General features: G+C 57.9%; 25 protein-coding genes. 9 read left to right on the forward strand and 16 right to left on the reverse strand.

Annotation, left to right across the window (positions count from 1 at the left end; translation table 11 throughout):
* Nucleotides 1-135 precede the first annotated feature (135 nt).
* The 8 genes from ftsY to ruvX all read right to left on the reverse strand — a co-directional run bounded on the left by ftsY (nucleotide 136) and on the right by ruvX (nucleotide 4,725).
* Nucleotides 136-1,110: a signal recognition particle-docking protein FtsY gene (gene ftsY, locus J0X19_RS24175; protein ID WP_206986992.1), complete on the reverse strand. Its 975-nt coding sequence runs from the start codon at nucleotides 1,108-1,110 to the stop codon at nucleotides 136-138.
* Nucleotides 1,111-1,307: 197 nt separating this feature from the next.
* Nucleotides 1,308-1,469: a DUF4295 domain-containing protein gene (locus J0X19_RS24180; protein ID WP_022825072.1), complete on the reverse strand. Its 162-nt coding sequence runs from the start codon at nucleotides 1,467-1,469 to the stop codon at nucleotides 1,308-1,310.
* 7 nt (nucleotides 1,470-1,476) lie between these two features.
* The gene (rpmG, locus tag J0X19_RS24185; RefSeq protein ID WP_022825071.1) at nucleotides 1,477-1,659 is read right to left on the reverse strand and encodes a 50S ribosomal protein L33; all 183 of its coding nucleotides are present in this window, start codon (nucleotides 1,657-1,659) and stop codon (nucleotides 1,477-1,479) included.
* A gap of 281 nt (nucleotides 1,660-1,940) precedes the next feature.
* A complete protein-coding gene (rpmB, locus tag J0X19_RS24190; protein WP_022825070.1) occupies nucleotides 1,941-2,180 on the reverse strand; it encodes a 50S ribosomal protein L28 in 240 nt (79 codons plus the stop codon).
* A 138-nt stretch (nucleotides 2,181-2,318) separates the two neighbouring features.
* Nucleotides 2,319-2,498, reverse strand: coding sequence for a DUF5522 domain-containing protein (locus J0X19_RS24195; protein WP_206986993.1), 180 nt, complete (start codon nucleotides 2,496-2,498; stop codon nucleotides 2,319-2,321).
* 127 nt (nucleotides 2,499-2,625) lie between these two features.
* Nucleotides 2,626-3,609 carry a zinc dependent phospholipase C family protein gene (locus J0X19_RS24200; protein ID WP_394369138.1) on the reverse strand — a complete coding sequence of 328 codons (984 nt, stop codon included), beginning with the start codon at nucleotides 3,607-3,609 and terminating at the stop codon, nucleotides 2,626-2,628.
* Between the two features lie 109 nt (nucleotides 3,610-3,718).
* A complete protein-coding gene (gene def / locus J0X19_RS24205; RefSeq protein WP_206986994.1) occupies nucleotides 3,719-4,318 on the reverse strand; it encodes a peptide deformylase in 600 nt (199 codons plus the stop codon).
* Nucleotides 4,315-4,725, reverse strand: a complete 411-nt coding sequence (gene ruvX / locus J0X19_RS24210) for a Holliday junction resolvase RuvX (protein WP_206986995.1) — start codon at nucleotides 4,723-4,725, stop codon at nucleotides 4,315-4,317. Before ruvX ends, def begins: the two co-directional genes overlap by 4 nt.
* A gap of 418 nt (nucleotides 4,726-5,143) precedes the next feature.
* Here ruvX and J0X19_RS24215 point away from each other — a divergent pair, with 418 nt between their 5' ends.
* Nucleotides 5,144-6,790: a S41 family peptidase gene (locus tag J0X19_RS24215; protein ID WP_242583390.1), complete on the forward strand. Its 1,647-nt coding sequence runs from the start codon at nucleotides 5,144-5,146 to the stop codon at nucleotides 6,788-6,790.
* Nucleotides 6,791-6,931: 141 nt separating this feature from the next.
* Here the strand turns inward: J0X19_RS24215 and J0X19_RS24220 are convergent, their stop codons facing one another.
* Nucleotides 6,932-7,927 carry a transglutaminase-like domain-containing protein gene (locus J0X19_RS24220; protein WP_206986997.1) on the reverse strand — a complete coding sequence of 332 codons (996 nt, stop codon included), beginning with the start codon at nucleotides 7,925-7,927 and terminating at the stop codon, nucleotides 6,932-6,934.
* 153 nt (nucleotides 7,928-8,080) lie between these two features.
* Here J0X19_RS24220 and J0X19_RS24225 point away from each other — a divergent pair, with 153 nt between their 5' ends.
* Together J0X19_RS24225 and J0X19_RS24230 are read left to right on the forward strand one after the other, a co-directional pair.
* Nucleotides 8,081-9,289, forward strand: a complete 1,209-nt coding sequence (locus tag J0X19_RS24225; protein ID WP_206986998.1) for a homogentisate 1,2-dioxygenase — start codon at nucleotides 8,081-8,083, stop codon at nucleotides 9,287-9,289.
* 280 nt (nucleotides 9,290-9,569) lie between these two features.
* Complete coding sequence (locus J0X19_RS24230) at nucleotides 9,570-10,097, forward strand: hypothetical protein (protein ID WP_206986999.1); 528 nt, start codon at nucleotides 9,570-9,572, stop codon at nucleotides 10,095-10,097.
* Nucleotides 10,098-10,214: 117 nt separating this feature from the next.
* Here J0X19_RS24230 and J0X19_RS24235 read toward each other — a convergent pair whose 3' ends face one another.
* From J0X19_RS24235 to J0X19_RS24265, 6 genes are all read right to left on the reverse strand, one after another.
* The gene (locus tag J0X19_RS24235) at nucleotides 10,215-11,801 is read right to left on the reverse strand and encodes a T9SS type A sorting domain-containing protein (RefSeq protein WP_206987000.1); all 1,587 of its coding nucleotides are present in this window, start codon (nucleotides 11,799-11,801) and stop codon (nucleotides 10,215-10,217) included.
* Nucleotides 11,798-12,574, reverse strand: a complete 777-nt coding sequence (locus tag J0X19_RS24240) for a hypothetical protein (RefSeq protein ID WP_206987001.1) — start codon at nucleotides 12,572-12,574, stop codon at nucleotides 11,798-11,800. Before J0X19_RS24240 ends, J0X19_RS24235 begins: the two co-directional genes overlap by 4 nt.
* Nucleotides 12,575-12,704: 130 nt before the next feature.
* Nucleotides 12,705-13,172 (reverse strand): hypothetical protein, encoded by a 468-nt coding sequence (locus J0X19_RS24245; RefSeq protein ID WP_206987002.1) that lies wholly within the window; start codon nucleotides 13,170-13,172, stop codon nucleotides 12,705-12,707.
* Nucleotides 13,173-13,216: 44 nt separating this feature from the next.
* Complete coding sequence (locus J0X19_RS24250; RefSeq protein ID WP_206987003.1) at nucleotides 13,217-14,773, reverse strand: hydroxymethylglutaryl-CoA reductase; 1,557 nt, start codon at nucleotides 14,771-14,773, stop codon at nucleotides 13,217-13,219.
* 632 nt (nucleotides 14,774-15,405) lie between these two features.
* On the reverse strand, nucleotides 15,406-16,188 hold the full coding sequence (locus tag J0X19_RS25200; RefSeq protein ID WP_206987005.1) for an energy transducer TonB: 783 nt from the start codon (nucleotides 16,186-16,188) through the stop codon (nucleotides 15,406-15,408).
* 130 nt (nucleotides 16,189-16,318) lie between these two features.
* A complete protein-coding gene (locus J0X19_RS24265) occupies nucleotides 16,319-17,131 on the reverse strand; it encodes a WG repeat-containing protein (protein ID WP_206987006.1) in 813 nt (270 codons plus the stop codon).
* A gap of 227 nt (nucleotides 17,132-17,358) precedes the next feature.
* On the opposite strand from J0X19_RS24265, the gene J0X19_RS24270 reads away from it, so the two are divergent.
* From J0X19_RS24270 to J0X19_RS24280, 3 genes are all read left to right on the forward strand, one after another.
* On the forward strand, nucleotides 17,359-18,174 hold the full coding sequence (locus tag J0X19_RS24270; protein WP_206987007.1) for a phytanoyl-CoA dioxygenase family protein: 816 nt from the start codon (nucleotides 17,359-17,361) through the stop codon (nucleotides 18,172-18,174).
* Between the two features lie 85 nt (nucleotides 18,175-18,259).
* Nucleotides 18,260-19,045 (forward strand): SDR family NAD(P)-dependent oxidoreductase, encoded by a 786-nt coding sequence (locus J0X19_RS24275; RefSeq protein ID WP_206987008.1) that lies wholly within the window; start codon nucleotides 18,260-18,262, stop codon nucleotides 19,043-19,045.
* 187 nt (nucleotides 19,046-19,232) lie between these two features.
* Nucleotides 19,233-20,189 (forward strand): phytanoyl-CoA dioxygenase family protein, encoded by a 957-nt coding sequence (locus tag J0X19_RS24280; RefSeq protein ID WP_206987009.1) that lies wholly within the window; start codon nucleotides 19,233-19,235, stop codon nucleotides 20,187-20,189.
* A gap of 21 nt (nucleotides 20,190-20,210) precedes the next feature.
* On the opposite strand, the gene J0X19_RS24285 is transcribed toward J0X19_RS24280, so the two are convergent.
* Complete coding sequence (locus J0X19_RS24285; protein ID WP_206987010.1) at nucleotides 20,211-20,867, reverse strand: phosphatase PAP2-related protein; 657 nt, start codon at nucleotides 20,865-20,867, stop codon at nucleotides 20,211-20,213.
* 178 nt (nucleotides 20,868-21,045) lie between these two features.
* Between J0X19_RS24285 and J0X19_RS24290 the strand changes: the two genes are divergently transcribed.
* From J0X19_RS24290 to J0X19_RS24300, 3 genes are all read left to right on the forward strand, one after another.
* Nucleotides 21,046-22,347, forward strand: a complete 1,302-nt coding sequence (locus J0X19_RS24290; RefSeq protein WP_206987011.1) for an amidohydrolase — start codon at nucleotides 21,046-21,048, stop codon at nucleotides 22,345-22,347.
* Between the two features lie 121 nt (nucleotides 22,348-22,468).
* Nucleotides 22,469-23,347, forward strand: a complete 879-nt coding sequence (locus J0X19_RS24295; protein ID WP_206987012.1) for an ATP-grasp domain-containing protein — start codon at nucleotides 22,469-22,471, stop codon at nucleotides 23,345-23,347.
* Nucleotides 23,348-23,508: 161 nt separating this feature from the next.
* Nucleotides 23,509-24,438, forward strand: a complete 930-nt coding sequence (locus J0X19_RS24300) for a DUF6624 domain-containing protein (protein ID WP_242583392.1) — start codon at nucleotides 23,509-23,511, stop codon at nucleotides 24,436-24,438.
* The last annotated feature ends 198 nt before the right edge of the window (nucleotides 24,439-24,636 follow it).

Consider the following 24,636-nt stretch of genomic DNA (forward strand, 5'->3'; position numbering starts at 1 on the left):
CGAGGCCCATTTTTTAGCCTTTATTCACCTGGCCGCAACCGTCCTCTGGCTGCGCGACTGTTAACACCTCCTAATTCAACATCAGCACGCGAGATGCTTCGACCAGCTCAGCATGACACTTTACTCGTAGTGTATCTATTTCCTGAACAGTGAGTTAACGAACGTACGCCGATCAAACAGCTGCAAGTCGGTCATCTTCTCCCCTACCCCGATGTAGCGCACCGGCACCTGCAACTGGTCACTGATACCGATTACCACGCCGCCCTTGGCCGTGCCGTCGAGCTTGGTAATGGCCAGCGCCGATACTTCAGTGGCTTTGGTGAACTCCTTGGCTTGCAGAAAAGCGTTCTGCCCTGTGCTGCCATCCAGCACCAACAACACCTCGTGCGGCGCGTCGGGAATCACCTTCTGCATCACGCGCTTGATCTTGTTCAGCTCGTTCATCAGGTTCACCTTGTTGTGCAGGCGGCCCGCCGTGTCGATAATCACCACGTCGGCTCCAAGGTCCACCCCTTGCTTGATGGCGTCGTAGGCCACCGAAGCCGGGTCGGTGTTCATGCCGTGCGAAATAACCGGCACGCCCACGCGCTGCCCCCAAATGATGAGCTGGTCCACGGCCGCAGCCCGGAACGTGTCGGCGGCGCCCAGCACCACCTTCTTGCCGGCGCTATGAAACCGGTGCGCCAGCTTGCCAATGGTAGTGGTTTTGCCCACGCCGTTCACGCCCACTACCATAATCACGAAGGGCTGGCCGGGGCTGTCGGGCCGGTCGAGGATGGCGCTGGAGCCGGAAGTGCGGTTGTCCTGGAGCAAGTCCACGATTTCCTCGCGCAGAATCCGGTCTAGTTCCGAGGTGTTCACGTATTTGTCGCGCGCCACTCGCTTCTCAATCCGGTCGATAACCTTCACCGTTGTGTCAATGCCCACGTCGGCGTGCACGAGCAGCGTTTCCAGGTCGTCGAGCACGGCTTCATCGACGGTGGCTTTACCTACTACGGCTTTACTGAGCTGGTCGAAAAAGCTAGTTTTCGTTTTCTGCAACCCTTCATCCAGGGCTTGCTGCTGCTCCTTGCTTTCCTTGTCTTTCTTGAAAAAATCGAAGAGGCCCATTGAGTGGTGCTTGGTGCTTCGGTGGTAGTGCTTAGGTTGTTGCCGCTAAAAGCGTCTGCATACTCCCTCTTGCTTGGTGCCTGCTTCCTAAGCACTAATAACGAAGCACCAAGCACTGTACAAATGCCCCAACACGAAAAAAGTCCCACGCTGGCGGGACTTCTTCACTTCGATCAGGGAGCCACGAAGGCGCTGAACTACTTAACGCCAGTGCTCAAGTACTCCTGCACTTTGTCTACGGGCACCATTTCCTCACGGAACGTGTAGGCACCAGTTTTGTCGGACTTCACGGCGCGAATTACTTTCGCCCAGTCCTTGCCACCGGCTACTTTCAGGGTTGCTACTACTTTCTTAGCCATAACTCAATTACTTGATTTCCTTGTGAACAGTCATCTTCTTGAGCACGTTGTTGAATTTCTTCAGCTCGATACGCTCAGGCGTGTTCTTACGGTTCTTGGTGGTGATGTAGCGCGAGGTGCCCGGCTGACCCGAGTTCTTGTGCTCGGTGCATTCGAGGATTACCTGCACCCGGTTTCCTTTCTTAGCCATCTCGACGGGGTTTTTGGGATTAAGGACTGCAAAGGTACGGGTCTTTTTGAAATAGACAAGCGGTTGATTGTTAAATAGCTAATTTGTTAAGTAGCTGAGTTGCGGTTTGTTGCCGCCGCCCTACCTCTCCATAATTACAGCTATACCCGCTTGCTGCTTCGCAAACCAACTCCGTCCTGAGTTGAAAATATAGAAGAAGCGTACTTCTAAATCGAAAAACAGTATTCCGAATTAGAAGTACGCTTTCAATGAATTCGCTTAGTCGTGAGGCTTGCGCCCGACTAGTAAACGATGAAGCCTTGCTCTTTTGCCTTCTTCAGGACCGACATGATGCCGTTCTTGTTGATGGTGCGGATAGTGCTGGTAGCTACTTTCAACGTCACCCACGAATCTTCCTCGGGGATGTAAAAGCGCTTCTTCTGCAAATTCGGGTAGAATTTGCGTTTGGTCTTGTTGTTAGCGTGCGACACGTTGTTACCTACGCGGGTACGCTTGCCGGTCAAATCACAAACTCGGGCCATGATATAGTTATGTTGAGGTTACAATGCTGGAAACAGGGGCGCAAATATCGGTATAAGTTTGATAGAACCAAACCGAAGCACTGAAAAATAGCTGGTTAACCCAATAACTCTAAGCTGAATAGAGCACCTTGCTTTCCGCTAGCCCTTATTTTTAGGCTTATTTCCTTGGCTTTTCCGCCACGGACAGTGCCGGCAGCCGCTGCCGCAGCAGTTGCCCCGCCGCAAATGATACTGCTCCGTGAACACCATGTAGCCTTCCGGCGTGAAATAAAAATCACCGGGCTGGAGCGGCTGAGCCTGGAACGAGGAATCGGGCATGAGTAGTCAGCAAGCAGATACGCTGCAAAGTTCAACGGAACTTTACGAATTGCGCTGAAGCAAAACCTCGGACGCAGTTGAAAGGCTACCAGAATCAGATGTTGTCCTCAGCGTAAGCTGCCGATTTTTAGTCTTCGTGGCCGGGCACGGTGGCCATAGGGGCTTGTTGCAGGTCTTTAGCTTCCTGCGCCAACCGAAGCTGTTCTTTCTGGGAGGGCTGCGTGGGCAGCTTATCCAGGTCGGGCTGGCCGGCATCCACCCAGCAGGTGTACCAGAACGCCCCAATCAGACGTTGGGCCAGCCGCATTTGCCGCTCTACCTGGCCTGCTAGGCGCTGGTGGTACTCGCGGCTGAACTCCCGGGAATACACCCGCACTGTTTGGTTGCCGCGCTCCTCGAAGCCGTACTTTTTGTCTTCATCAAACTTTGCGGTTAATTCCTTCTCAAAGCGCAGCACTGAATCCAGCGCAGCATTGGAGCGGCCTACGGTGGTCCAGATGGTTTCGGAGGGCCGGTCTAGGTACGGCGCGGGGCCAGTGAAGAAGTCGTAGTTGGCGGCCAGGATTTCGGGCAGGCGCGATTCCCAAAGGCCGTGAATGCCGCGTTGGCCGGTGAGTTGGCCGTTGTAGTTGTGCGTGGTATGCAGCGGCACGCAGGCATCGGCAATGTAGTGGCCCAGGTCGGCCGAAAGGCTCAGAATCCGGTCGGCGTCGCGGGTGCGGAAGGCTTCGGTGAGTTGGCTTTTCATGCGCACCACCTGCCAAGGCACAATGCCGTGCTTCATCAACGAATCCTCGCCGTACTTGGCCACGGCATCGGCGTACGAGCGGGGTAGTTTCGTCAGGGCCGAGTCGCCGTACACGTCGGCATCGAGGAAGTGGCGGGCGGCTTCGCCGGGTACTACCGCGCGGCGCGAGTCGGGGCGGGTGGCGTTTTCGGTGAGATACTCTATGTTGGTTTTGTAGAAGCCTATCATTTCGGGCGGCAGCGTGAATACCGCCAGCCGGTTGAGCAGCCGATGCCCGAAGAAGCCCCACGCCTGCGGCTGATGTGGCAGCAGCAAGCACGCTGATAGGAAGAGTACAAATAGAATCTTGTTGATATACTTCATAACTTAATCAACCCTACAAATAAGTCAATAGACAACCGGTAGCAATATGCAAAAAAAGAGCCGCATCCTGTTCGGCGCGGCTCTCCTCAACTGTCTATTGATTACTGTTTTACCGCCGGCCCTGGCCCGCGAAGCGCATGCGGTAATCGGCATTCACGTCGCCTTTGCTGATGCGGGTGAGCTTGCCTTTGATTAGCTGCTTTTTGAAGCCCGAAATCTTATCGGTGAACAGTACGCCTTCCAGGTGGTCGTATTCGTGCTGGATTACGCGGGCCGTCATGCCGGAGAAGGTTTCCTCGTGGGGCTGGCGGTTTTCGTCTTCGTAGCGCAACACAATGGTTTCGTGGCGGTACACCATTTCGCGTACGCCGGGGATGCTCAGGCAGCCCTCCTCGAAGCCCCATTCCTCGCCGGTTTCAAGTACCATTTGGGGGTTGATGAAGGCGCGCTTCACGCCCTTCTCAGCGTCGGGTAGTGGCTCGCCGGTTTCTTCGTCTTCGTTGTCGATCATCGGCTCCGAATCGATAACGAACAAGCGGATGCCTTTGGCAACTTGGGGCGCGGCCAGCCCTACGCCGTGGGCGTGGTACATGGTATCGTACATATCGTGCACGATTTGCTTGAGCTCATCGGCCGGAAAATCGGCGGGAATGTCCTTGGCGCGGGTTTTAAGCACCGGGTCGCCGAAGGCAACAATGGGGTAAATCATCGGGATTCAAGAAAGGATTGCAGAATGATGGTAGCCGACACCCGGTCGACGGTGGCTTTGTCGCGGCGGTCCTTTTTGCTGAGGCCGCCAGCTAGCATAGCCGCGTGCGCCATCCGGGAGGTGTACCGCTCGTCTATTTCGTGCACCGGCACCTCAGGAAATTCGCGACGCAAGCTCCGCAGCAAACCCACTACGGCGCTAGTGCTGTCGGTAGCTTCGTTGAGCAGCGTTTTGGGCATTCCTACCACCAACGCCGCTAATGGCTCGCGCGAGTGGTACGCTTTCAAGTACGCCAGCAGGTCTTTGCTGTGTACGGTATCAAGAGGCGTGGCAATGAGCTGAAGCGGGTCCGTTACGGCTAGCCCAACGCGCTTATTGCCATAATCAATGGCGAGAATACGGCTCATGAAGGCAAGACATTCAGGGTGAGGCTCTGGCGCGGCCACTACGGCTACGGCCACAAAGGTACGACCAAGCAACACAATCAGTCACACTCAATTACTTCACTCGCCGACCAGAACACTGCAGTCAGCCGTGTTCTTCGTGCCCTTGGCCGAAACCGGCCGACATCAATAAATCCATAAACTACATTTGCATCGTCCGCTTAGCAGCTTAGTTCGCAACAGGTGCATTTCCTTATTTCCACGATTTTAGCAGCGTATCATAAAAATAAAGTTTAATTTTATCGGAAATTTACAAATACCTATTAAACTATTTATTTTTATATTAAACTTTATTATCTCACACACTCAACGTTTTCTATAGCTCGAAATTTTACGCCTTCACTGCTTCATGAACCTAATGTCCAAGCCACAACCGGAGTACATGGAAGCTCCGCTTCGCACTGCGCGGCGGCCGGTTCGGCAGCCTCTGCTGTTGGCTTTGGCGCTGGGGTGCGGGGTGTTGCTGGGTGCTAATCCGTTTCGGCCATCCAGTCAAAACCCCGATGGCACGGTGCGCGGTTATCTGCGGTTCAAGGAGGTGTTGAGCTATGTGGACCGGGACTATGTGGATTCGGTGAATGCGGAGGCACTATCAGACTACGCTATTGGACGCATGCTGGAGCAACTCGATCCGCATTCGACATTCATTCCGGCCAAGCAGCAACAGCAAGCCGCTTCTTTCCTACAAAGCGACTTTGATGGCGTGGGGGTGGAATTCAATATTTTCCACGACACCGTAACGGTAGTAGCGCCACTTAGCGGCGGACCGGCCGACCTCTCAGGCCTGCAACCCGGCGACCGGATAATGGCGGTGAACGGCGAGCGGGTATCGGGCATTCACATCACTACCGAGCAGATGTTTGGCAAGCTGCGCGGCATTCGGGGCTCAAAAGTGGTGTTGCAACTGCTGCGCCGCCGACAAGCGAAACCGATAAACGTGGCGCTGATTCGCAACCGGATTCCCAACAATTCGGTGGACGTGGCCTACCTGCTCGACAAGCAAACCGGCTACATCAAAATCAGCCGCTTTGCTAGTGGCACCTATGATGAGTTCAAGCAGGCGCTAGGTGATTTGCGCCGCCAGGGCATGACCAGCTTGGTACTGGATTTGCGCGGCAACCCCGGCGGCTACCTCGACCGCGCCACTAAGCTAGCCGACGAGTTCATCGGGGGCACCCGAAAACTGGTGTACACCGACGGCAAAGGCGACCAATACGACACCCAGACGTTTTCCAGAGTAACTGGCGAGTTTGAGGAAGGCCCGCTGGTAGTGCTAGTGGATGAAGGCAGTGCCTCGGCAGCCGAAGTGGTAGCGGGCGCCCTGCAAGACCATGACCGGGCGCTGGTAGTTGGCCGCCGCACGTTTGGGAAGGGCTTGGTACAGCAACCCATTGCGCTGAATGACGGCTCGGAGCTGCGCCTGACCATTGCGCGCTATTACACGCCTTCGGGCCGCAGCATCCAGAAGTCGTACCGGAAAGGGCTGGCGGCTTACGAGCAGGACCTCCAGAACCGGCTGCGGCACGGGGAGCTATTCCACGCCGACAGCATCCGTTTTGCCGACTCGTTGCGCTACCACACCGACTACGGCCGCACCGTGTACGGCGGCGGCGGCATCATGCCCGATTTGTTCGTACCGCGTGACACATCGGCTTTTTCGGCGTACTACACCCGCCTGCAGAGCCACAATCTGGTACGCGAATACGCCCTGAAATACTTCCAGGAGCACAAAGCGGAAATTGAGGCGTTGCGGCCGGAGCAGTACCTAAGCTCTTTCCGCATCACCGATGCCCAGCTGCAAGGCTTGGTGGAATTGGCGGCTCACGACGGCATGCCGGCCAACCCCACCCATTTGCGAACCTGTGCCAGCCTGTTGCGCAACCAGCTCAAGGCGTACATCGCGCGCAGTGCCTACGGCAAGGCCACCTACTACGCCGTGCTGCACGAGCAGGACGTGGAAATCAAACAAGCACTACTAGCCGTGAGCAACGGCTCGGCCAATCCTATCCAAAAACTATCTATGAAATAGGCTTTACCCCATCTATCCAAAAACTTACCCAACCCTATCCAGATTTTATATTTTATAATTAGGTGAGGCTATACTGCGAAATGCCCGGAGCGAGGAACTCCGGGCATTTTGATTTTGGGACAACACTGATTTCCGCGTTGCTTATTTACCTACATCCTGGTACCGAAACTGGCCTTTTACGCCTTCCAGCGGCTTGCCATCGGCTTCGGCGTAGGGGTACACGAAGTAGTTGAGCGGGGCGCCTTCCTGCCGGGGATTCAGCACCAAGTCACGGCCGCGGGTGAGCTCCACGCGGTTTTCGTCGTGGGCACCGAAGAAGTAGGTGCGGCGGGAGGGGTCCTTGGCGGCTTCGGAGGCATCGACGGGCACCCAGCCGGTTTGCTTGGTGTAGAACTCGGCCCAGCAGTGGTAGCCCTTGATTTCGCCAGTACCCCGCTCGGTGGGCAGCGGAAAGCCGATGCTGAAGCGGGCCGGAATGCCCAAGGCGCGGCAGTAGCCAATGAACACGGCGTGGAAATCGGTGCAGTTGCCGCGGCGGGCGTCGCAGGCGTAGTAGATGTCGCCGCGGCCCCAGCCCTGGCCGGTTTTGTCGTAGGTGACGGTGCTCACCACGTGCTCGTAGATGGCACGGGCTTTTTCGAGGTCGGTTTTGGCGTGGGCTTTCGTTACCACTTCCTGCGCCCAGCCTTTGATTTTGGGGTCGAGGGGCACGAGACGGTCGGGGGCCAGCCAGCGGGCCATGTTGGGGTCAGTGGCTTCCGCCGGGCGCACCTTCTTGGCAGTGGCGCCGGTCAAGAATGGATTCTGATGCTCGCGGCGGGTGGCCTGAAACTGCATGTCCACGGTAAGGCCGGCGGCTTGCGCAGCGGGCACTTTCAGGTGCAGCACCTTGTTGCCGAAGGGCGCATCGGTGATGGTGTAGGCCACTTTGGTATTGATTTTCAACTCCCGGATATCCTGCGAGGCATCGGGGTGCGGAATGGGCAGCCACAGCTCCACCGAGTCGGTGCCGGCGGGGGCGGCGGGCAGCGTGGCGGTGTAGTCGAAGGTGAAGGTGCGCGTGCGGGGCGTAGCCGGGCGCGGGCTTACGGGCGACAATAACGACAAGGCACTAAGCAGCCAGGGAAACAGGGTCATAAGGCAGTGGCAAGCAGACGAGAAAAGCAGCCGGCGGCTGGCATCAGCAAAGGTACGGCCCTGGCCGCCGATAGATGCGGCTCTTCCTAAACCTTCTTACCTTCAAGCCCCCAAGCTTTTCCCCATCCATCCACCCAAACCCGCTCTGTTCGTATGGCTTACTACCACCGCCTCGGCCAGATTCCGCGCAAGCGCCACACCCAGTTTCGCCAGCCCGACGGCACACTCTATGCCGAGCAGCTGGTGGGCACGCTGGGCTTTCACGGCGTGTCGTCGTTGCTCTACCACCAGCACCCACCCACCGACATCCGGCAGGTAGGCACGCCCGAGCCCTACAGCCCTAAGCTGCTAAAAGACCGGCCGTTGCAGCCCAGCCACCTGCGCACCCTAGCCCAAACCACCACCGGCGGCGACTACCTGGCCGCCCGCCAAACCATGTTCGGGAATGCCGACGTGACGCTCAGCATCTGCAACCCCACCGAGCAGCGCATGGACTACTACTACAAGAACGCGCTGGCCGACGAGGTGATTTTCGTGCACGAAGGCCGGGGCGAGCTGTGGAGCCAGATGGGCAAAGTAGTGTTCGAGCCCGGCGACTACGTGGTGATTCCGCGCACGGTGATTCACCAGTTACACTTCGAAGACGGCCCGGTTCGGCTGCTGATTATCGAGTCGTTTAGCCCGGTGGAAACCTGCCGGCGCTACCGCAACCACTTCGGGCAGCTGCTGGAACACTCGCCGTACTGCGAGCGGGACATCCGGCCGCCGAGCGAGCTGATAACCGACGACGTGCGCGAATCGGGTGAGTACCTGCTGAAAATCAAGAAGGAAGGCCAGCTGCACCACCTCACCTACGCCCACTCGCCGTTCGATGTGGTGGGCTGGGATGGGTACTTCTACCCCTATGCTACCAGCATTCATGATTTCGAGCCGATAACCGGCCGCCTACACCAGCCGCCGCCCGTGCATCAGCATTTTGAGGCTAACAACTTCGTTATCTGTTCGTTTGTACCGCGGCTATTCGATTACCACCCGCTGAGCATCCCAGCGCCTTACAACCATTCTAACGTCGATTCGGATGAGGTGCTGTACTACGTGGCCGGCAATTTCATGTCGCGCAAGGGCGTGGATTTGGCTTCGTTCACCTGGCACCCCAGTGGCATTCCGCACGGGCCACACCCCGGCACTGTGGAGGCCAGCCTGGGTAAGAAAGAAACCCACGAACTAGCCGTTATGGTGGACACGTTCCGGCCGCTTTATCTCACCGAAACAGCCTTGCAGTATTTGGATGCGCGCTACCCCATGAGTTGGCAGCCCGGCTTCGTGCCCGACCCACCCAAGTCTGCCGACATGATGGACTAGGTGGTGAGATAGTGAAATATTGATGGTGTCATGCTGAGCGCAGTCGAAGCATCTCGCTAGTGTGGTACACTCAATATCACTACAACGTCAGCACGCGAGATGCTTCGACTGCGCTCAGCATGACGTTCCATCGTTTTAGCTTCACAAGCTCAACTATTGCATCCTGTTAGTACAAAATTTAACGCCTCCCTGAATTTCCTTGGGGAGGCGTTTTATTTACCTTTTCTATCAATCTACCTAGTATTTCGCGTCGTATATTTCATTATAAAATTTAAACACCATGAAAAAAATACTGTTTTACATTCCCCTTCTGTTTGTACTGGCGGCAGTAGGCTGCAAGAAGATCGATAAGCTACTGACATTCTACATCGAAGACTCGCAGAACATCAAGGTTTCGGGTGGATTTCCGCTGGGACAACTGGTGCCGCTTACGCCGCTCACGGTGCCGACTCGCTCGGATGAAAAGTTCAGCAACGAAGGTACCCGCGCCGATCTAGTGAAAAACGTGAGCCTCAACCGCCTTACGCTCACCATCACCGACCCCAGCAGTGAAAACTTCGACTTCCTGCGGCGCATCGAAATCTACATCAGCACCGACAGCAACGACCAGATCCTGCTGGCTTCGCTGCCCCAGGTACCGCAGGGCGTAAAAACCATCACGCTCAACCCCAGCAACGCCGTGCTCGACAAGTACATCAAGGCAAAGAATTACACGCTCACCACCAAGGCCGAAATCGGCAAGCCCATATCCAGCGACATTACGCTCCGCTGTGATACCCGCTTCAAAGTCACGGCTGACCCGCTGTAAGTGTTGGAGGATTAATGAAAAGCCCCGTTCAGTAATGAGCGGGGCTTTTTTGTGCTTGTATTTTTAGCCCACAGAAGGCGCAGAAGTTTGCGCAGAGGGCATAGTGTTCTACAGGGCTCACCGCACCACGATTACCTTGCGGTGCAGGCGCTGGCTACCGATTTGGGCTTCGAGGAGGTAGGCACCAGGCGGCAGGTCTTGCACGGGTAGGCTGAGCTGGCGCTGCCCGGCAGTTACGGGTTCGTTTTCAACTACGGTGCGCAAGTGCCGGCCATCGGGGGTGAGCAGCTTGATGGTGGCGGTTGTGGCCAGGGGTACCTGCAAGGCCAGGTTGAGAGTGTGGCGGGCAGGGTTGGGGTAGGTATGCAGGCTGAGGCCCGGCAGCCCGGCGGCGCTGGGCGTGGCTAGCACCGGCACGTTGATAAGAGCCGTCCAGACGCTGGTTTGGCGGTTGTCCATCCGCGTCCAGACGGGGCGCACCACATTGTTGTGGGCCGTGATGTTGGTATAGTCGCCGAAGAAAATGGTTTCGTCGGGGGTGAAGGGGCTTTGGCTGAGGCGGAAGTTCTGGAAAGTCTGGCCGCCATCGGTGCTGCGGGCAGCAAATACTTCGGTGCGGGTATCGAGGGCTGAACTGTTGTTGCGTCGGTCGTAGAACACGCACCATAAATGGCCGGTGACCTGGTCTACGGTCATCCAGGTGAAGAACTGGTGGCGGCCGGGCGGGTCGTTGTTGACGCGGATGGGCGCGCTCCAGGTCTGGCCGCCATCTGCGCTGCGGGCCAGCCACACGTCGGTATCGGTGGGGCCGTTGCGCTGGTCGGTCCAGTTCACGTAGAGGTTGCCACGGGTCGGGCCAGGGCTGACGTCGCACACCGTTACGGGCAGGCCGTTGGCACGATAGATACCGGGTACGGCCTGCTCCCAGCCGCCAGGCTGGTTTACAATGGTTCGCTCACGCGGCAACCAGGTTTGGCCGCCGTCCAGGCTGCGGTTGAACACGATACCCCGCGGCCCGGCCCAAGCCACGTACACTTCGCCATTCGGCCCCACGGCGGGCACGGCGCCTTCCACGGTGGCATCTTCATCCACGGCATCACCACCATAAAAGCTGATGCGCCGCGGGGTACTCCAGGTCTGGGCCTGGTCGGTGGAGCGGCTGAACAGGATGCGCGAACTGTCCTGGCTGCCTAGGCTGCCGTAGGTGTCGAACTCAGTCCAGGTGACGTACAGAGCGTTGGTACGCCTATCCACGGCTACCCATTCCTTGTCCTGCTGCTTGGGCGGGTTGTAAGCGAAAAACGAGCGGTAGTTGAACGGCGTGGCAGCCGAGGCCGCACGCTGCACCACCAGCCGATCAATGAACGGAAAGGCAATAGTGGTAGCGCCGGGGTTGGACAAGTGAAAATAGTAGAACGCCCCGGTGGTATCGGCCACCACCACCGGGTCGCCCCACACGGAGTAGGGCGAGGTGAGGGTACGCCAGGTCCAGGTCTGGCCACCGTCGAGGGAGCTGTACTGGTTGTTGAGGTTGGCCCCGGCAATCAGCTGCTGGGGGTTTTTGGGGTTGATGGCAATAGCCGTTTCGCTGGGCGTGTTCTGGGTGCTGACCAGCACGTTGGGGTGCGGCGACTGGGCCCGTAAGGCTACCGGCAAGCCAATCAGCAGCGCCACGCCACTGGTGAAGGGTAGCAATTTTCTCATTTTGCCGGCGTATCAGCTACCAGAGTGTTGTAGTGCTCCACCAGTTGCAATACATCATTCAGGTTGGTGTAGTCCAGGATGCGGGGCTGACTTTTGGCGTAGTCGTCTAGTTCGACGGCTCGGCTTTTGAAGAGCCGCATTACGCTCCGGCGGTCCAAGGTCAGCTCGGTGGCTAAATCGGGTTTAGAGGGTTGCACCACAAACAGAGTGCTGACGTGCAACTGTTGCGCGGGCCGCACCTCGGTGTTCAGAGCCGCATTGATTTCGGCGGGACGCTCTTCAAAAGTGTGGCGCACCAACAGCCGGATTGCGCCGGTGCGGTTCAGCTCTTCCATGAAGCCCCGGCCACTACCGGCGCGGGTAGAGCTGTATTTATACTCCCGAAATACGTGGGGAACCTGGCCCGCACCCGGTACCAGCGTGAAAGATTTGAGGCTGCCGCTCGGATACACCCGGATGCCATTAGGCACGGAGGCATCTTGCACTTCCAACCATTGCAGCCCAAGGTTATAGCGTAGGCCGCTCACGGGGCCGGTTTGCCCGTCGAGCTGTTGCACGGTGCCAGCATTCCAACCCTGGTTGTAGTAGGCCAAAGGAGGCGTGCTGGCAATAGCGGCGGCATGGTCGCCGGTGTTCTTGTTGAGGTTGCGCGTAGAGGTGGGCCGGCCGCGCGTAATGTCGGCCATATCGTAGGAGTTCATGCCGGCCTGAGCAAAGGCGGCAGTGGCCGTGAGGCTCAGCATGGTGAGTAGCGGCAGGATAGTACGTTTCATAACCTCGAAAATTATACGTTCAGTAAATATAAGCAGGCCGCCGGAGCGGTGACCATATGTATAGTTGCCCGAAGGCATTTGCCCGCCGCCAGATAGGCGCCAGTTTGCTTGCTACCGGCTGGAAGCGGTGCTATTTTTTCGGGCGCCTCACGAGGGCAACCGTCAGTTCCACATTCACTGGCTTGCCGTTCTGGGAACCGGGCCGAAACTTGCCAATACCCGCAAAGGCGCTGGCCAGCACTGGCTCTACGGCCGCGGCGTCTTCCGCACTACCGCCCCCAAATGCCGGGTTGCGCACGTTGCCCGCCCGGTCGATTACGAATGTCACATAGGCCCGGCTGCCGCTGGTTGCCCCGCCGGTTACGTGGCCGATAATATACGTTTGCAGTCCCTCCAGTCCCCCATTCAGGTACACCGGCATCTTCTCCACGAACCGGTACACCTTCTGGCCGTCCAGCATCTTGACGCCAGGTTTCGGTGCCGTTGCGTTTGGTATGGGCACCGGTGCGGGAGTGGTTTGGGCAGCTGCCGCCGACCCCGCTAGCAGCAGACCAGCCCAAACGATACCAGAGACATAGGGGGATGCAGTGGAAATCATATCGGGCAGAAAATGGAGGCGGTTGTTAAGAATGCGCTTACTGCCTAGCGGTTGCGGCCGTACTGCTCGTGGCTGCTCACCCAATCGGAGCTGCTGATGGCCGAACCCAGGCTTAACTCACCGGCTAGCACCACGCCGGCCACTATTTCGGCGAACTTATTAACGGTGCCGCGGCCCACGCAGCCCAGCATACGGAGGCACTCGTTTTGGGTGGCTAGGCCGGTGCCGCCGCCGTGGGTAGCTACAATCAGGCTTGGAATGGTGATGCTCAGGTACAAATCACCTTCCTTGGTTACTTCGGAATAGAGCACGCCCGCACTGGATTCCGACACGTTGGCCACGTCTTGGCCGGTGGCAATGAACAGGGCGGTGATGCCGTTGGCGGAGTGCGCGCCGTTATTATTGGCTCCGCTCAGGAATGCGCCCACGTTGCTGACTTGCCCGTGGTAGGCCAGCTGCTCGGGCGTGACGCGCATGCGCTGTTGCAGCACGTCGCGCTTGATGAGGGCTTCGGCCACCACCCGTTTGCCGCGGGTGCGCATCACGTTGATTTGCGAGGCTTTCTTGTCGGTAGCGAAGTTGGATTCCAGGTAAAAATGCCGGATGGGCGCGCCTTTGTAGTTTTCCAGAATCCAGGAGCAAGCCGCGAAGGTGGCCCGGCCTACCATGTTCTGGCCCGCCGCGTCGCCGGTGCTGTAGTTGAAGCGCAGGTAAGCAAACTTGTTGGCCAGATACGTATCAATGTATTGCAGCTTGGCTACGCGCGAGGTGCTTTCCGCCTCGGGCCGAATCCGTTCGATTTCCTCGGCCACCCAGCGCCCGAAGTCCCGGGCCCCGCGGGCATCATCGAACACGAATACCGGTGCCCGCTGCATGGCGTCGCCAATGACGGTACACTTCACGCCGCCGCACATATTGAGCACCTGAATGCCGCGGTTGTAGCTGGCTACCAGGGTGCCTTCGGTGGTGGCCATCGGAATCAGGAAGTCGCCCTGCGCGTGTTCCCCGTTGACGTGCAGCGGTCCGGCCAGCCCCACCGGAATCTGGGCCACGCCCGTGAAATGCTCGCAGTTGCCTTGCAGCGTGTGGGCATCAAACGAGTAGTGCTTGAGGTGCTGGAACTCTTGGCCGGAGAAGTCCTCGGCGAAGCGCTGCCGGGCCTGAATGGCCGCGTCGGAGTAGTCGTCCTGGTCGTCGCGCGGAATTTTGGTGCGGTTTTCGGGCTGGTGGGCAATGGCATCCTCTACCTCCACGGTCAGGTCACCGAAGGGGTCGGCGGCGAACTGCACCTGCACCGTATGGATGCCTTCGGCGAGGTGCTCGGTAGCCAGATGGAACGTGGCCGCCTGCCCTACTGGCAGCGTAAAACCGGCACTATCGGCGTTGAACACGGTGGCGGGCCGCACGTCGCCGTTGCCTAAGTCCAGCGCAATCTGCTCCACCCCAATCTTCACCCCATCCAGCTGTACATGGTCGATGCGGGTGATGCGCACCGTATCAAGGCGGTTCTTGATGCTGAAGGCTACGCCTTCGGGCGTGTTGTGCAAGCTGCCGCGGGTATAGAGCAGCTTGAGCAGCATGGGGCTAGGCGTGAAAATCATAGGAGGGCTGAGCGAGTGGGCGTGGAATGATGAGAGCGGGAAAGTGCGAATTTTTCGGGGAATAGCTAAAGTATCCCGTGGGTCATCTGCTTGAGATGATACCTCAAACCCCCAAGACCAATTTTTCTGGAAAGGCAGTTGCAGGCTATCTACTTTATAGAAAACGGAACGGATAGAACGTAAGAACTAGCAACCAACTCGCCATTATAGGTTGCTGGCTCAAACCTGTAATCAAGTAATTTCGCGACCCGCAGTACTTCGTCGTCCCAAGCCCAGTAAAGGCTTTTGTGTACCACTGGATTGCAGATACAACCGTTGACATCTACAATGAACTGAATTCTGGTCCACCCTTCCACATTAGACCGGAGTAATAAGGGTGGAAAACGCAGATTCTTTTGCAGAAACCGTTTCAAGGCTGTTTCGCCTCCTTTGAAGCGGGGTGGGTTGTCAATCAGTGAAGGACGAAACTGCGCATCTATAGTCAGCGCAGGTACTATTTTTTCACTTGATAGACCATTGGTATCAACCTGCCCGCGCCACGAAGGCGGGACGAATTTTGGTGGCATGTATTGTGCCCACGCCGCTCCGCCAGTTAGGCACAATAGCAACGACACATGTAGAAATTTAAGCATCTATTCACGCTTGAATGTTACCGGGACAACATAGCGCACGTCTACCGGTAGGTTGTTTTGCTGGCCAGGGGTAAACTGTTTGTCGAGAAGTTGAACTACCCGCAGTGCTTCCGCATCCAGCGCCGGATGAATGCCTTTTAGCACTTTTGCGTCACGCACTCCGCCGGTCTTATCTACGATAAAGCCTATGAATACTTTGCCTTCTGCGTTTATCGGTTTGCTGCTAGTAGGCCATTTTGCGTTTTTCGCAATGAACTGAGTTAACTCTCCGTTTTTATAGGCCGGCATTATTTCATTCACCATCCCAAATAGTGGCTGTTCCTTAACCGGAACGTCTCCTAGCGGTGCCAGTAAGGGTTTATCCAACTCAGTTAGTGCTACCGGATTCAACTCCTGTGGCGTTTTCAGTACAAGCTCGGTAGAGCTTGCACAATTAGCCGCGCGGGCCGCCTGCCGCACCTGCGCCCACGCCTCGCCGCTTGTTAATCCCAACCCGCATACCAGCACCAACGCTACCAGAAACCGGCGCAGCTTCGGGCGTAGCTGGGGTGGGGGCGCGAGCTGGCTTGGCCGGAACCGGCCACACACGCGGCCGTCGGGAGAGGTTTGGAAGGCGGCTTCCAGGTCGGCTTGGGTGCGGGTGGTGAAGTCGATGACGGTGCGGTTGCACTGGGCGCAGTGGCGGCCCTGCTCGGTGGGCGTCATTTGCTGCCAGTCTTCGTGGCAGGCGTTCAGGCGGACGTTGAGGATGGGCAGCGGCAGCATGGCGGGATGGGCAGGCACGGAATATACGAAACAGAAGCACGGTAGCGCGAAGCCTTTGCTTCGCGTATGGTTGAACGATGGAAGCCGCGCCGCAGTATCAGGCACCAGCCCCAACGATTCACTACGCCGGCGCCCGGTGCTACCTCGCTTACTCCTGCCAATACTCCCGGCCGCGGTTGTCGAGGTAGCCGGTTTTACCGTCGGGGGTGGTTACGCGGGCTACTTCCGCTGCAAAGGGTTCGGCGGCGGTGTATTTCAGCTTGGTTAGCAGGCCGCCCTTGTCGTCGAGGTAGCCGAAGCGGCCGGCCAGCTCTACCACCGGATACGCGAAGCCGTTGGCGGCCGTGGCCCGGATGGCATCATACGCTACCGGCAACGTGAGCTTGCCTTTGCCGTTGAGCACGCCCCACTTTGGGCCCTGGCGCACCAGCAGCAGGCCGTCGTGGTGCAGGTCCCGGATTTCGTCGTACTCGGTGGGCACTACCGTGTTGGAACCCGCCGTGAACCGGAAGCCAACCTTGCCTTGGCGGCGCACCAGGTCGCCTTGCTCCAGGTAGTCGGTTTCCAACTCAGGCTCGGGCGGTGCGGTGAGAGGCTGACCGTCCGAACCGATTACGAAGGTTTTACCGCCCAGTTCCACGGTGGCACGGCCCTGCCCGAAGTTGCCGGCACGGTTATACTGCACCAGCGTGAGGGCGTGGCCCGTGGTATCGATATAGCCGTAAAGCAGCCCTTGTCGTACCCAGGCGGCGCCTTCCACAAAAGGGCCGACCTCGTCATAGGCCAGCGGCAGCACCAGGCGGCGCTGGGCATCGGCGTAGCCCCAGCGGGTGCCTTGCCGAAACGGGACAAGGCGCGCACCTGCCGTTTGGGCCGGTGCCTCGCGCGGCAGCATGCTCACCACTAAAAGCCCCACCAGCACCTGCCGCCACCACCCCAGAATAAACTGAAAACCACGCATTGCAACGAAAGTACACAAGCCGGTAAAACCTATCGGCACCGGGCCGGTTGATTCACACATTCTTCACCCCATGCCCCACACCTTGCCTCCGCTTTCCTCACTTCGGTACTGACCTCTTTTTCTTTGTTACCCTAATTTTACGCCGCCACAAGCTCAACCGGCTGCTGTCGGCGCTTGCTCTTGTATCTTTGTGCCCGCAGGCGCATCCCTGGCCGCCTCCGCTCCCTATGTCTTCACTACAGAATTATCCACGCTTTACCTTGGGCTCTGCCCTCACGGCTGAGCAACTGGCGTTCTTTCAAAAACACGGTTTCTTGCATTTCAAGGGCTTCGCCGACCTCAGCACGGTGCAGCGGCTGCTTCGGGCTTCCGAGCAGGTGCAGCAGCAGTGGCTGACCGACGGAGTTCAGAAAGTGAACGGAGTACCCATCAAGTACGGCAAGGACGTGGATGGGTCGCCGATTGTACAGCGCTTTGCCTTCGCCAACCATTACAGCCCCGAGCTGCGCGAATTCCTGGATGACCCACGCTTTCAGGCCTTGTTTCCGCTGCTGGAAGCACCCGGCGGCCGGGTTGGCATCAACGAGAAGGATGGTCTGGTTATCAACCACTACGTGAACGTGCCCGGCAGCGAGTTCTCGCAGATGGGCTGGCACACCGACTCGCTGCGCGACGTGTTCTACGGCAAGCGCATCGGGCCCATGCTCAACGTGGGCTTTCACCTGGATGGCACGCCGGCCACCAATGGCGGTTTGCGCCTGATTGCCGGCACGCACCGCCAGCCCCTGCGCGAAATGCTGTTTCGCAAGAAATACTACAAAGACGTTAGCTACGACCCCAACGAAATAGCCGTAGAAACCGAAGCCGGCGACCTGACCGTGCACGATGGCCGCATGTGGCACCGGGTGGCGCAGTCGCCGCTGGTGGGCGAGGTGTCGCGCCGCCGCGTAATGTACATCCCCATTCTGGCCGGCAAGTATCAGCCCAAGTCGGAAAACAGCCCCACGCCGTTCTATCTGCGGTTTCTCCATCTGGTGAAATAGTGAGGTGGTGAACTGGTGAGTTTGACGCCTTATCGAGCCACCAGAACATCAAATTCACCAGTCCACCACCTCACTAGTTCACCTTATGCCTACTGCTCTCATTACTGGTGCTTCTCGTGGAATTGGGCGCGCTTTCGCCACCGAATTGGCTGGCCGTGGCTACGACGTGCTGCTGGTGGCTCGTTCCGCCGACCAGCTCGAGCAGCTAGCCACTGAGTTGCAGCAGCAGCACGGCATTAAGGCGCATACCCTGCCTTGCGACCTGGCTGCACCTCACGCGGCCGAGCAAGTGACGGAATGGGTGAACCACCAAACGCAGGAGCTGGCCGTGTTGATTAACAATGCGGGCTACGGTATGTGGGGCCGCTTTGAAGAGCTGACGCTAACCGAGCAGCAGGCCATGCTGCAACTGAACATGCACTTGCCGGTGGCCCTCACGCACCGGCTGTTGCCGCTGCTGCACCGGCAGGCCAAAGCCTACATCCTAAACGTGGCCAGCACCGCAGCGTATCAGGCCGTGCCCACACTCACGCTCTACGCGGCCAGCAAGGCGTTCTTGCTGAGCTTTTCACGCGGGCTGCGCTACGAGCTGCGCGAGTCGGGCGTGTCCGTTACCTGCCTGAGCCCCGGCGCCACCACCACCGATTTTGCCGACCGGGCCGGCATGAGTGCCGGGCTGCAAGCCACCGCCAACAAAGTATCCATGACGCCTGCCCAGGTGGCACAGTTCGGTATTGGCGCTTTGCTGGCCGGTGAAGCAGAAGTTATTCCGGGGGCCCTGAACAAGATTTCCTCGAAACTCACCAGCCTGGTACCTAAGGCCCTGACCGAGAAAATTGCCGCCGGCATCTACGAGAAGCACTTGAAATAAACAGCGCTTTCATTTAAGAAATGAAGCAGCGCATACTATATTAGCTTTCTTATTTATTATAAACTTGCGTCCTCTATACCCTTCTATACAATAGTTTTTTAGCGAAGCTCGTCAGTAGTTTTATTTCGGAAATAGTTATCTGAGAATAGTAAGTATACCCGAAACTAACCGCGCAACTGCTTCGCTCATGGATGTATACAGAGCTGCCTTCAACAGTTGCAACCCAATTGAAATAGCGCAGGCGCTTACAACCGGGGATGGATATTATCTTTTTGAAGATATAATTGCGGAAGACGCCCTTGCTGAAATATTAAGCTGCATCGAGCTAAAAGAATACCTCGTCAATAACAACAACGTGGGGGTAGTGCGCGCCAGCAGCATGAATTTCCATTCGCACACGCTGGCGGTTTCCAAATGCTGCTACGACCTAGTTACGCACGAGAAGGTAAGGGCTATATGCAGTAGCTTTTTTGCCGGCCCCCATAAAATCAGCAACCAGCGCATTTTCGAGACGCACACCAAGGCGCACATGCCCTGGCACACCGATAATAACCTTCAGGACGGCAACACCTTCAAAGGCAAGCACGAACTACCGGGTATTTTATTTCTGTTCTATTTATCCGACGTATCCGAAATTAATCCGTTTCAATTAATTCCAGGGTCGCATAAATGGTCGGCGCAGCATAACCAACGTTTTTTTGCCGACAAATACATCGACCAAACGCACAGCGCCGACATTGTATCCGTGCAAGCCCCGAAGGGAAGTTTGATTCTGTGTAACACTCATTTAATTCACAGGGCAAAACCCTTTGACGTGCCGGGTTTCAAAAGAAAAACATTCCTGTTTCAGATTGATGCCCTCTTCGAAAACCACCTTGGGCATGGTGAGCAGCTGCTTATCAACCCGTCGTTTGTAGACAATACCGATCCGGCCATTCTGAGTTACCTGGGATTCGGCCTGAAAGCCAGCTACCCGACTTTCCCGCAGACTTCCGTGGCTACCATGTCGCTCCAGGATCTGTGGTTGCTGCAAAAGAACATTCTCCCGAAAACTATTCGGGGCTTGGCGTTATCCGTGCTAAAGAAGGCCTTGCCCAGCACAGCGCTTATACGCCTAAAGAACCTAACGGCGCCTAAGCCATAACGCAGCTTAGGAAATGCAGCGCTAAGCGCTTTTTTTGAACCGCGCCCAAAAACCGGCCAGCCAGTAGCAGCCTAGCGCAAAGAGGGGTGCGGCCAGCACATCATAGGTGTAGTGCACATGCTGTACCAGTACCAGCAGGCCCACGGCAGCAGTGGCTGCCAGCAGCCAGCGGCGGCGGGCACCTTCCGTTGCCAAGGCCAGCAACATGACGGTGGCAGTATGGCCCGAGAAAAACAAATCCTTGGTGATGGGCCCGGCCGCTACGTAAATGAACGTATCGATGATAGGGTCGCGGAGGGGGAGCAGGCCGATGGGCGGCTCCAGTGGCAGCAGGGCCAGCAGCAGCACCCGGCTGGCCTGCATCAGCCAGTAGGCGGCCAGCAGCCGCAGCAGCACGTATGGGCGTGGCAGCACGTAGGCTAGCGTGGCACCCACACTCAAGTAGATGATAATGAAGGTGAACCACGATACATCGTGGGCGGGCAGCAGGGCCAGCAACGGGTCGGGGAGCAGGGCGCCGGGGCGCGCTTGTACCCAGGCAAAAAAGCGCGGCAGGTTGGCTACCAACCCAATCAGCAGGGCCAACGTGAGTAGCAGCCTATATCGAAACGTGGGACGCTGCCAGGCAGCGGGCCAAGCGGCGGATGGGGTCTTCGGCGCGGAAACAAGACGAGGCATACGGCAAGCAAACGGCAACAAGCCGCAAAAATAGCCATTACTGCTGTATCACTAAGTGAAGATGCTCGCATCAACGCTTGGGTACGGGGCTTTGGCGGCCACAAACCACGGCGCGGTGCTGCAATCCTGCCGCTGGCGCTGTATCTTTTGCCCCATACTGCTCTTTTCTCGCTTATCTATGAAGCATTCTTACCTGCTGGCTTCTCTGGCTTTACCGGCGCTGCCGGCTGTTGCGCAAAATCCTGCCCTCAATGCCCGCATTGCCCAACTGGCGCAGGCCGAAGAGGCAAAAGTAATTACCTGGCGCCGCGACTTTCACCAGCACCCGGAGTTGGGCAACGAGGAAAAACGCACCGCGGGTATTGTAGCTGCGCACCTGAAAAAGCTGGGCCTGGAAGTCCAGACTAACGTAGGACGCACGGGTGTGGTGGGCATTCTGCGCGGCGGCAAGCCCGGCCCGGTGGTGGCCCTGCGCGCCGACATGGATGGTTTGCCCGTAACCGAAGCTACCGGCCTAGCCTTTGCCTCAACCGTGAAAACCACGTACTTAGGCCAGCCAGTGGGCGTAATGCACGCCTGCGGCCACGACTCGCACGTGGCGATGCTTATGGGGGCCGCCGAGGTGCTCAGCCAAGTGAAAAAGGAGTTATCAGGCACAGTTAAGTTTATCTTCCAGCCAGCCGAGGAAGGCTCGTTGCCGGGCGTGGTGGGCGGGGCCAAGCTGATGGTGCAGGAAGGCGTGCTCGACAACCCCAAGGTAGACGCCATTTTTGGGCTGCACATCAACGCCCAAACCGAGGTGGGCACCCTCAAATACCGCCCCGAAGGCACCATGGCTTCGTCCGACGTATTCACGATAAAAGTGAAGGGCAAATCGGCGCACGGGGCGTATCCGTGGCTGGCCGTAGACCCGGTGGTAACGGCCGCGCAGATTGTAACGGGCCTGCAAACCATCATCAGCCGCCAAGTGGAGCTAACCCAGGATGCGGCTGTCATTACGGTGGGCATGATTCATGGCGGGGTGCGCAACAACATCATCCCCGAGCAGGTGGAGCTGACCGGCACCATCCGCACCCTCGACAAAGACATGCAGCAGAAAATTTGGGCTGCCGTGCGCCGCACTGCCACCAATATTGCCGAAAGTGCCGGGGCCACCGCCGAAGTGGACATTGTGAACTACGCCCCCATTACCTACAACGACCCACGCCTGACCGAGCAGATGGCCCCCACCCTGCGCCGGGTGGCCGGCCCCGCGCATGTAACCGTGCAAAAGGCGGTAACCGGAGCCGAGGACTTTGCTTACTTCCAGGAGAAAGTACCCGGCTTGTTTGTGTTTGTGGGCGGCATGCCGAAGGGCAAAAACCCCGCTGACACCGCGCCGCACCACACTGCCAACTTCTTCATTGATGATAGTGGCCTCACGCTGGGGGTGCAAACCCTGGCCACCCTGGCCGCCGATTATCTGGGGGCCAGGAAGTAGGCCCGACCGGCCTGCCCCAACAAGTGCCCGACCAGAAGCCCGCCGCCGCTGCCCACGTCCGCGCCGCCAAAATCTGCGTACTGAGCGAACCATCCGCACCCGCTGCGTTGAAAAATCTGTAATGAATATTGCCTTAGTTACCTGCGAAAGTCTGGCCCAGTACGCGGCTCCCAACATCGACGACGAAGACAGCCTGCTCACGCGCCACCTGCGGGCACACGGCCACCACGTAGAGCCCCGCATCTGGAGCAACCCGGCCGTTGATTGGCGGGCTTACGACGTGGTGGTGCTCAAGTCGCCGTGGGACTACTTTGATAGGGCGCCGGAGTTTTACGCCTGGCTCGATAGAATGGAGCAGCAACAGGTACCGATGCTCAACCCCGTAGCCACCGTTCGGTGGAACGCCAACAAGCAGTACCTGTTGGATATGGAGCGCCAGGGCATCCGGATTGTACCCACGCACTGGCTGCCCCGCGGCACTGCGTTTCAGGCGGAGGCCCTGTTTGCAGCGCTGGGCACCGACCGGCTGGTGGTGAAGCCTGCCATTAGCGGCGGGGCCAAAAACACGTTCAACCTCACGCCTGCCGACGCCGAGGCGCGCACTCCGGAGCTGACCGACTTACTGCGGGCCGAAGACTTTCTGGCTCAGCCGTTTCTACCCGAAATCCAGACCCAGGGTGAATGGTCGTTGGTGTATTTGGGGGGCGAGTACAGCCACTGCGTCCTGAAGACCCCGAAGTCCGGCGACTTCCGGGTGCAACACTACCTGGGCGGCGGCATTCAGCCCCAGCAGCCCCCCACCCACCTGCGCCGCACCGCCGACGACATTGCGCAGCGTTTTGCGCAAAACTGCCTCTACGCCCGCGTAGATGGCGTGGAAGTAGCCGGCGAGTTTCTGCTGATGGAGCTGGAGCTGATTGAGCCGTTTCTGTACCTGGACACCGCCGCCCCGGAGTCGTTTGCGCGCTATGAAGCCGCCTTGCGGGCCAGCCGGGTGTAGCTCAACGGGTTGGTAAGCGAAGCACTGCAACCGATAACAACGGGCGCTACTCCTGGGAGTGGCGCCCGTTGTGCGCTTATAGCTGGATGGCCATATTTTGTAATCCAATTTCAACGGCAAGCTACTTACTTGCAGCATCTTACTTATTCCTGTTCGCTCCTATGAAAAAAGCTACATTCCTTCTGGCCGCCCTGCTGTTGAGTGCCGCTTCTGTATTCGCGCAGGGTGAGTTCAGCAAGCTAAACCGGCAGGCGTCGGATGCCTACAACGCGAAAAACTACCGCACTTCGGGCGAGCTGTACGACCAGGCCTTCAAGCAAAGCAAAGCCCAACCCACCAACTCCGACTTCTACAACGCCGCCTGTAGCTGGGCGCTGGCTGGCGACGCCAACAAGGCCTTTCAGTACCTAGACCGCGCCACCCTAGCCGGCTGGGAAAACGTGGCCCACGTAAAGCAGGACACCGACCTCACCGCCCTGCACACCGATAAGCGCTGGCAGCCGATGCTTACCAAGCTGGAAGCCACCGTGGCCAAGCTGGAAGCCGGCTACAACAAGCCGCTCAAGCAACAGCTAGATTCCATTTATGCCGCCGACCAAGGCGGACGCCAGAAATACGAGGAAATCGAAAAGAAATACGGCGCTGAATCCGAGCAGATGAGGGCGCTTTGGAAGGAAATGGAAGCAACTGATGCCCGCAACCTGAAAAAGGTAACGGCTCTGCTCGACGCTCACGGCTGGCCCACCCGGAAGGAGGTTGGGAAGATGGGCAACGAAACGGTTTTTCTGGTTATCCAGCATTCCGACCTGCCTACCATGGAAAAATACTTCCCCATGGCGAAGCAGGCCATGGAACGGGGTGACTTGTCGAAATCGGCGTATGCGCTACTCCAGGACCGGCTGCTGATGTGGCAAGGCAAACCCCAGGTGTATGGCAGCCAACTCAGAAACGACCCGAAAACCAATAAGATGGCGTTCCATGCCATTGAGGATGAGGCCCACGTGGATGAGCGCCGCGCGGCAATGGGCCTAGAGCCTTTGGCCAGCTACGCCAAGCGCTTCGGCCTCGACTACAAGCTGCCTGCGAAATAAAGCGTTACTGCAGGTATCCTTCATGGCTACTAAACGGAGGTCGGGGCACCATGCTTCGGCCTCCTGTTCTTTGGTGGCGGGTGCCACCCGTGCTATCTGGAGTGTAGAAGTAGTTGTGGACTAGGCTGTGTGGACAGCAAAGGCAGTAATTTTGCCTCATGCGTCGTCATGAATTAACCGAACGTGAGTGGAAGCTAG

This window comes from Hymenobacter telluris, assembly GCF_017313265.1.
Taxonomy (GTDB): domain Bacteria; phylum Bacteroidota; class Bacteroidia; order Cytophagales; family Hymenobacteraceae; genus Hymenobacter; species Hymenobacter telluris.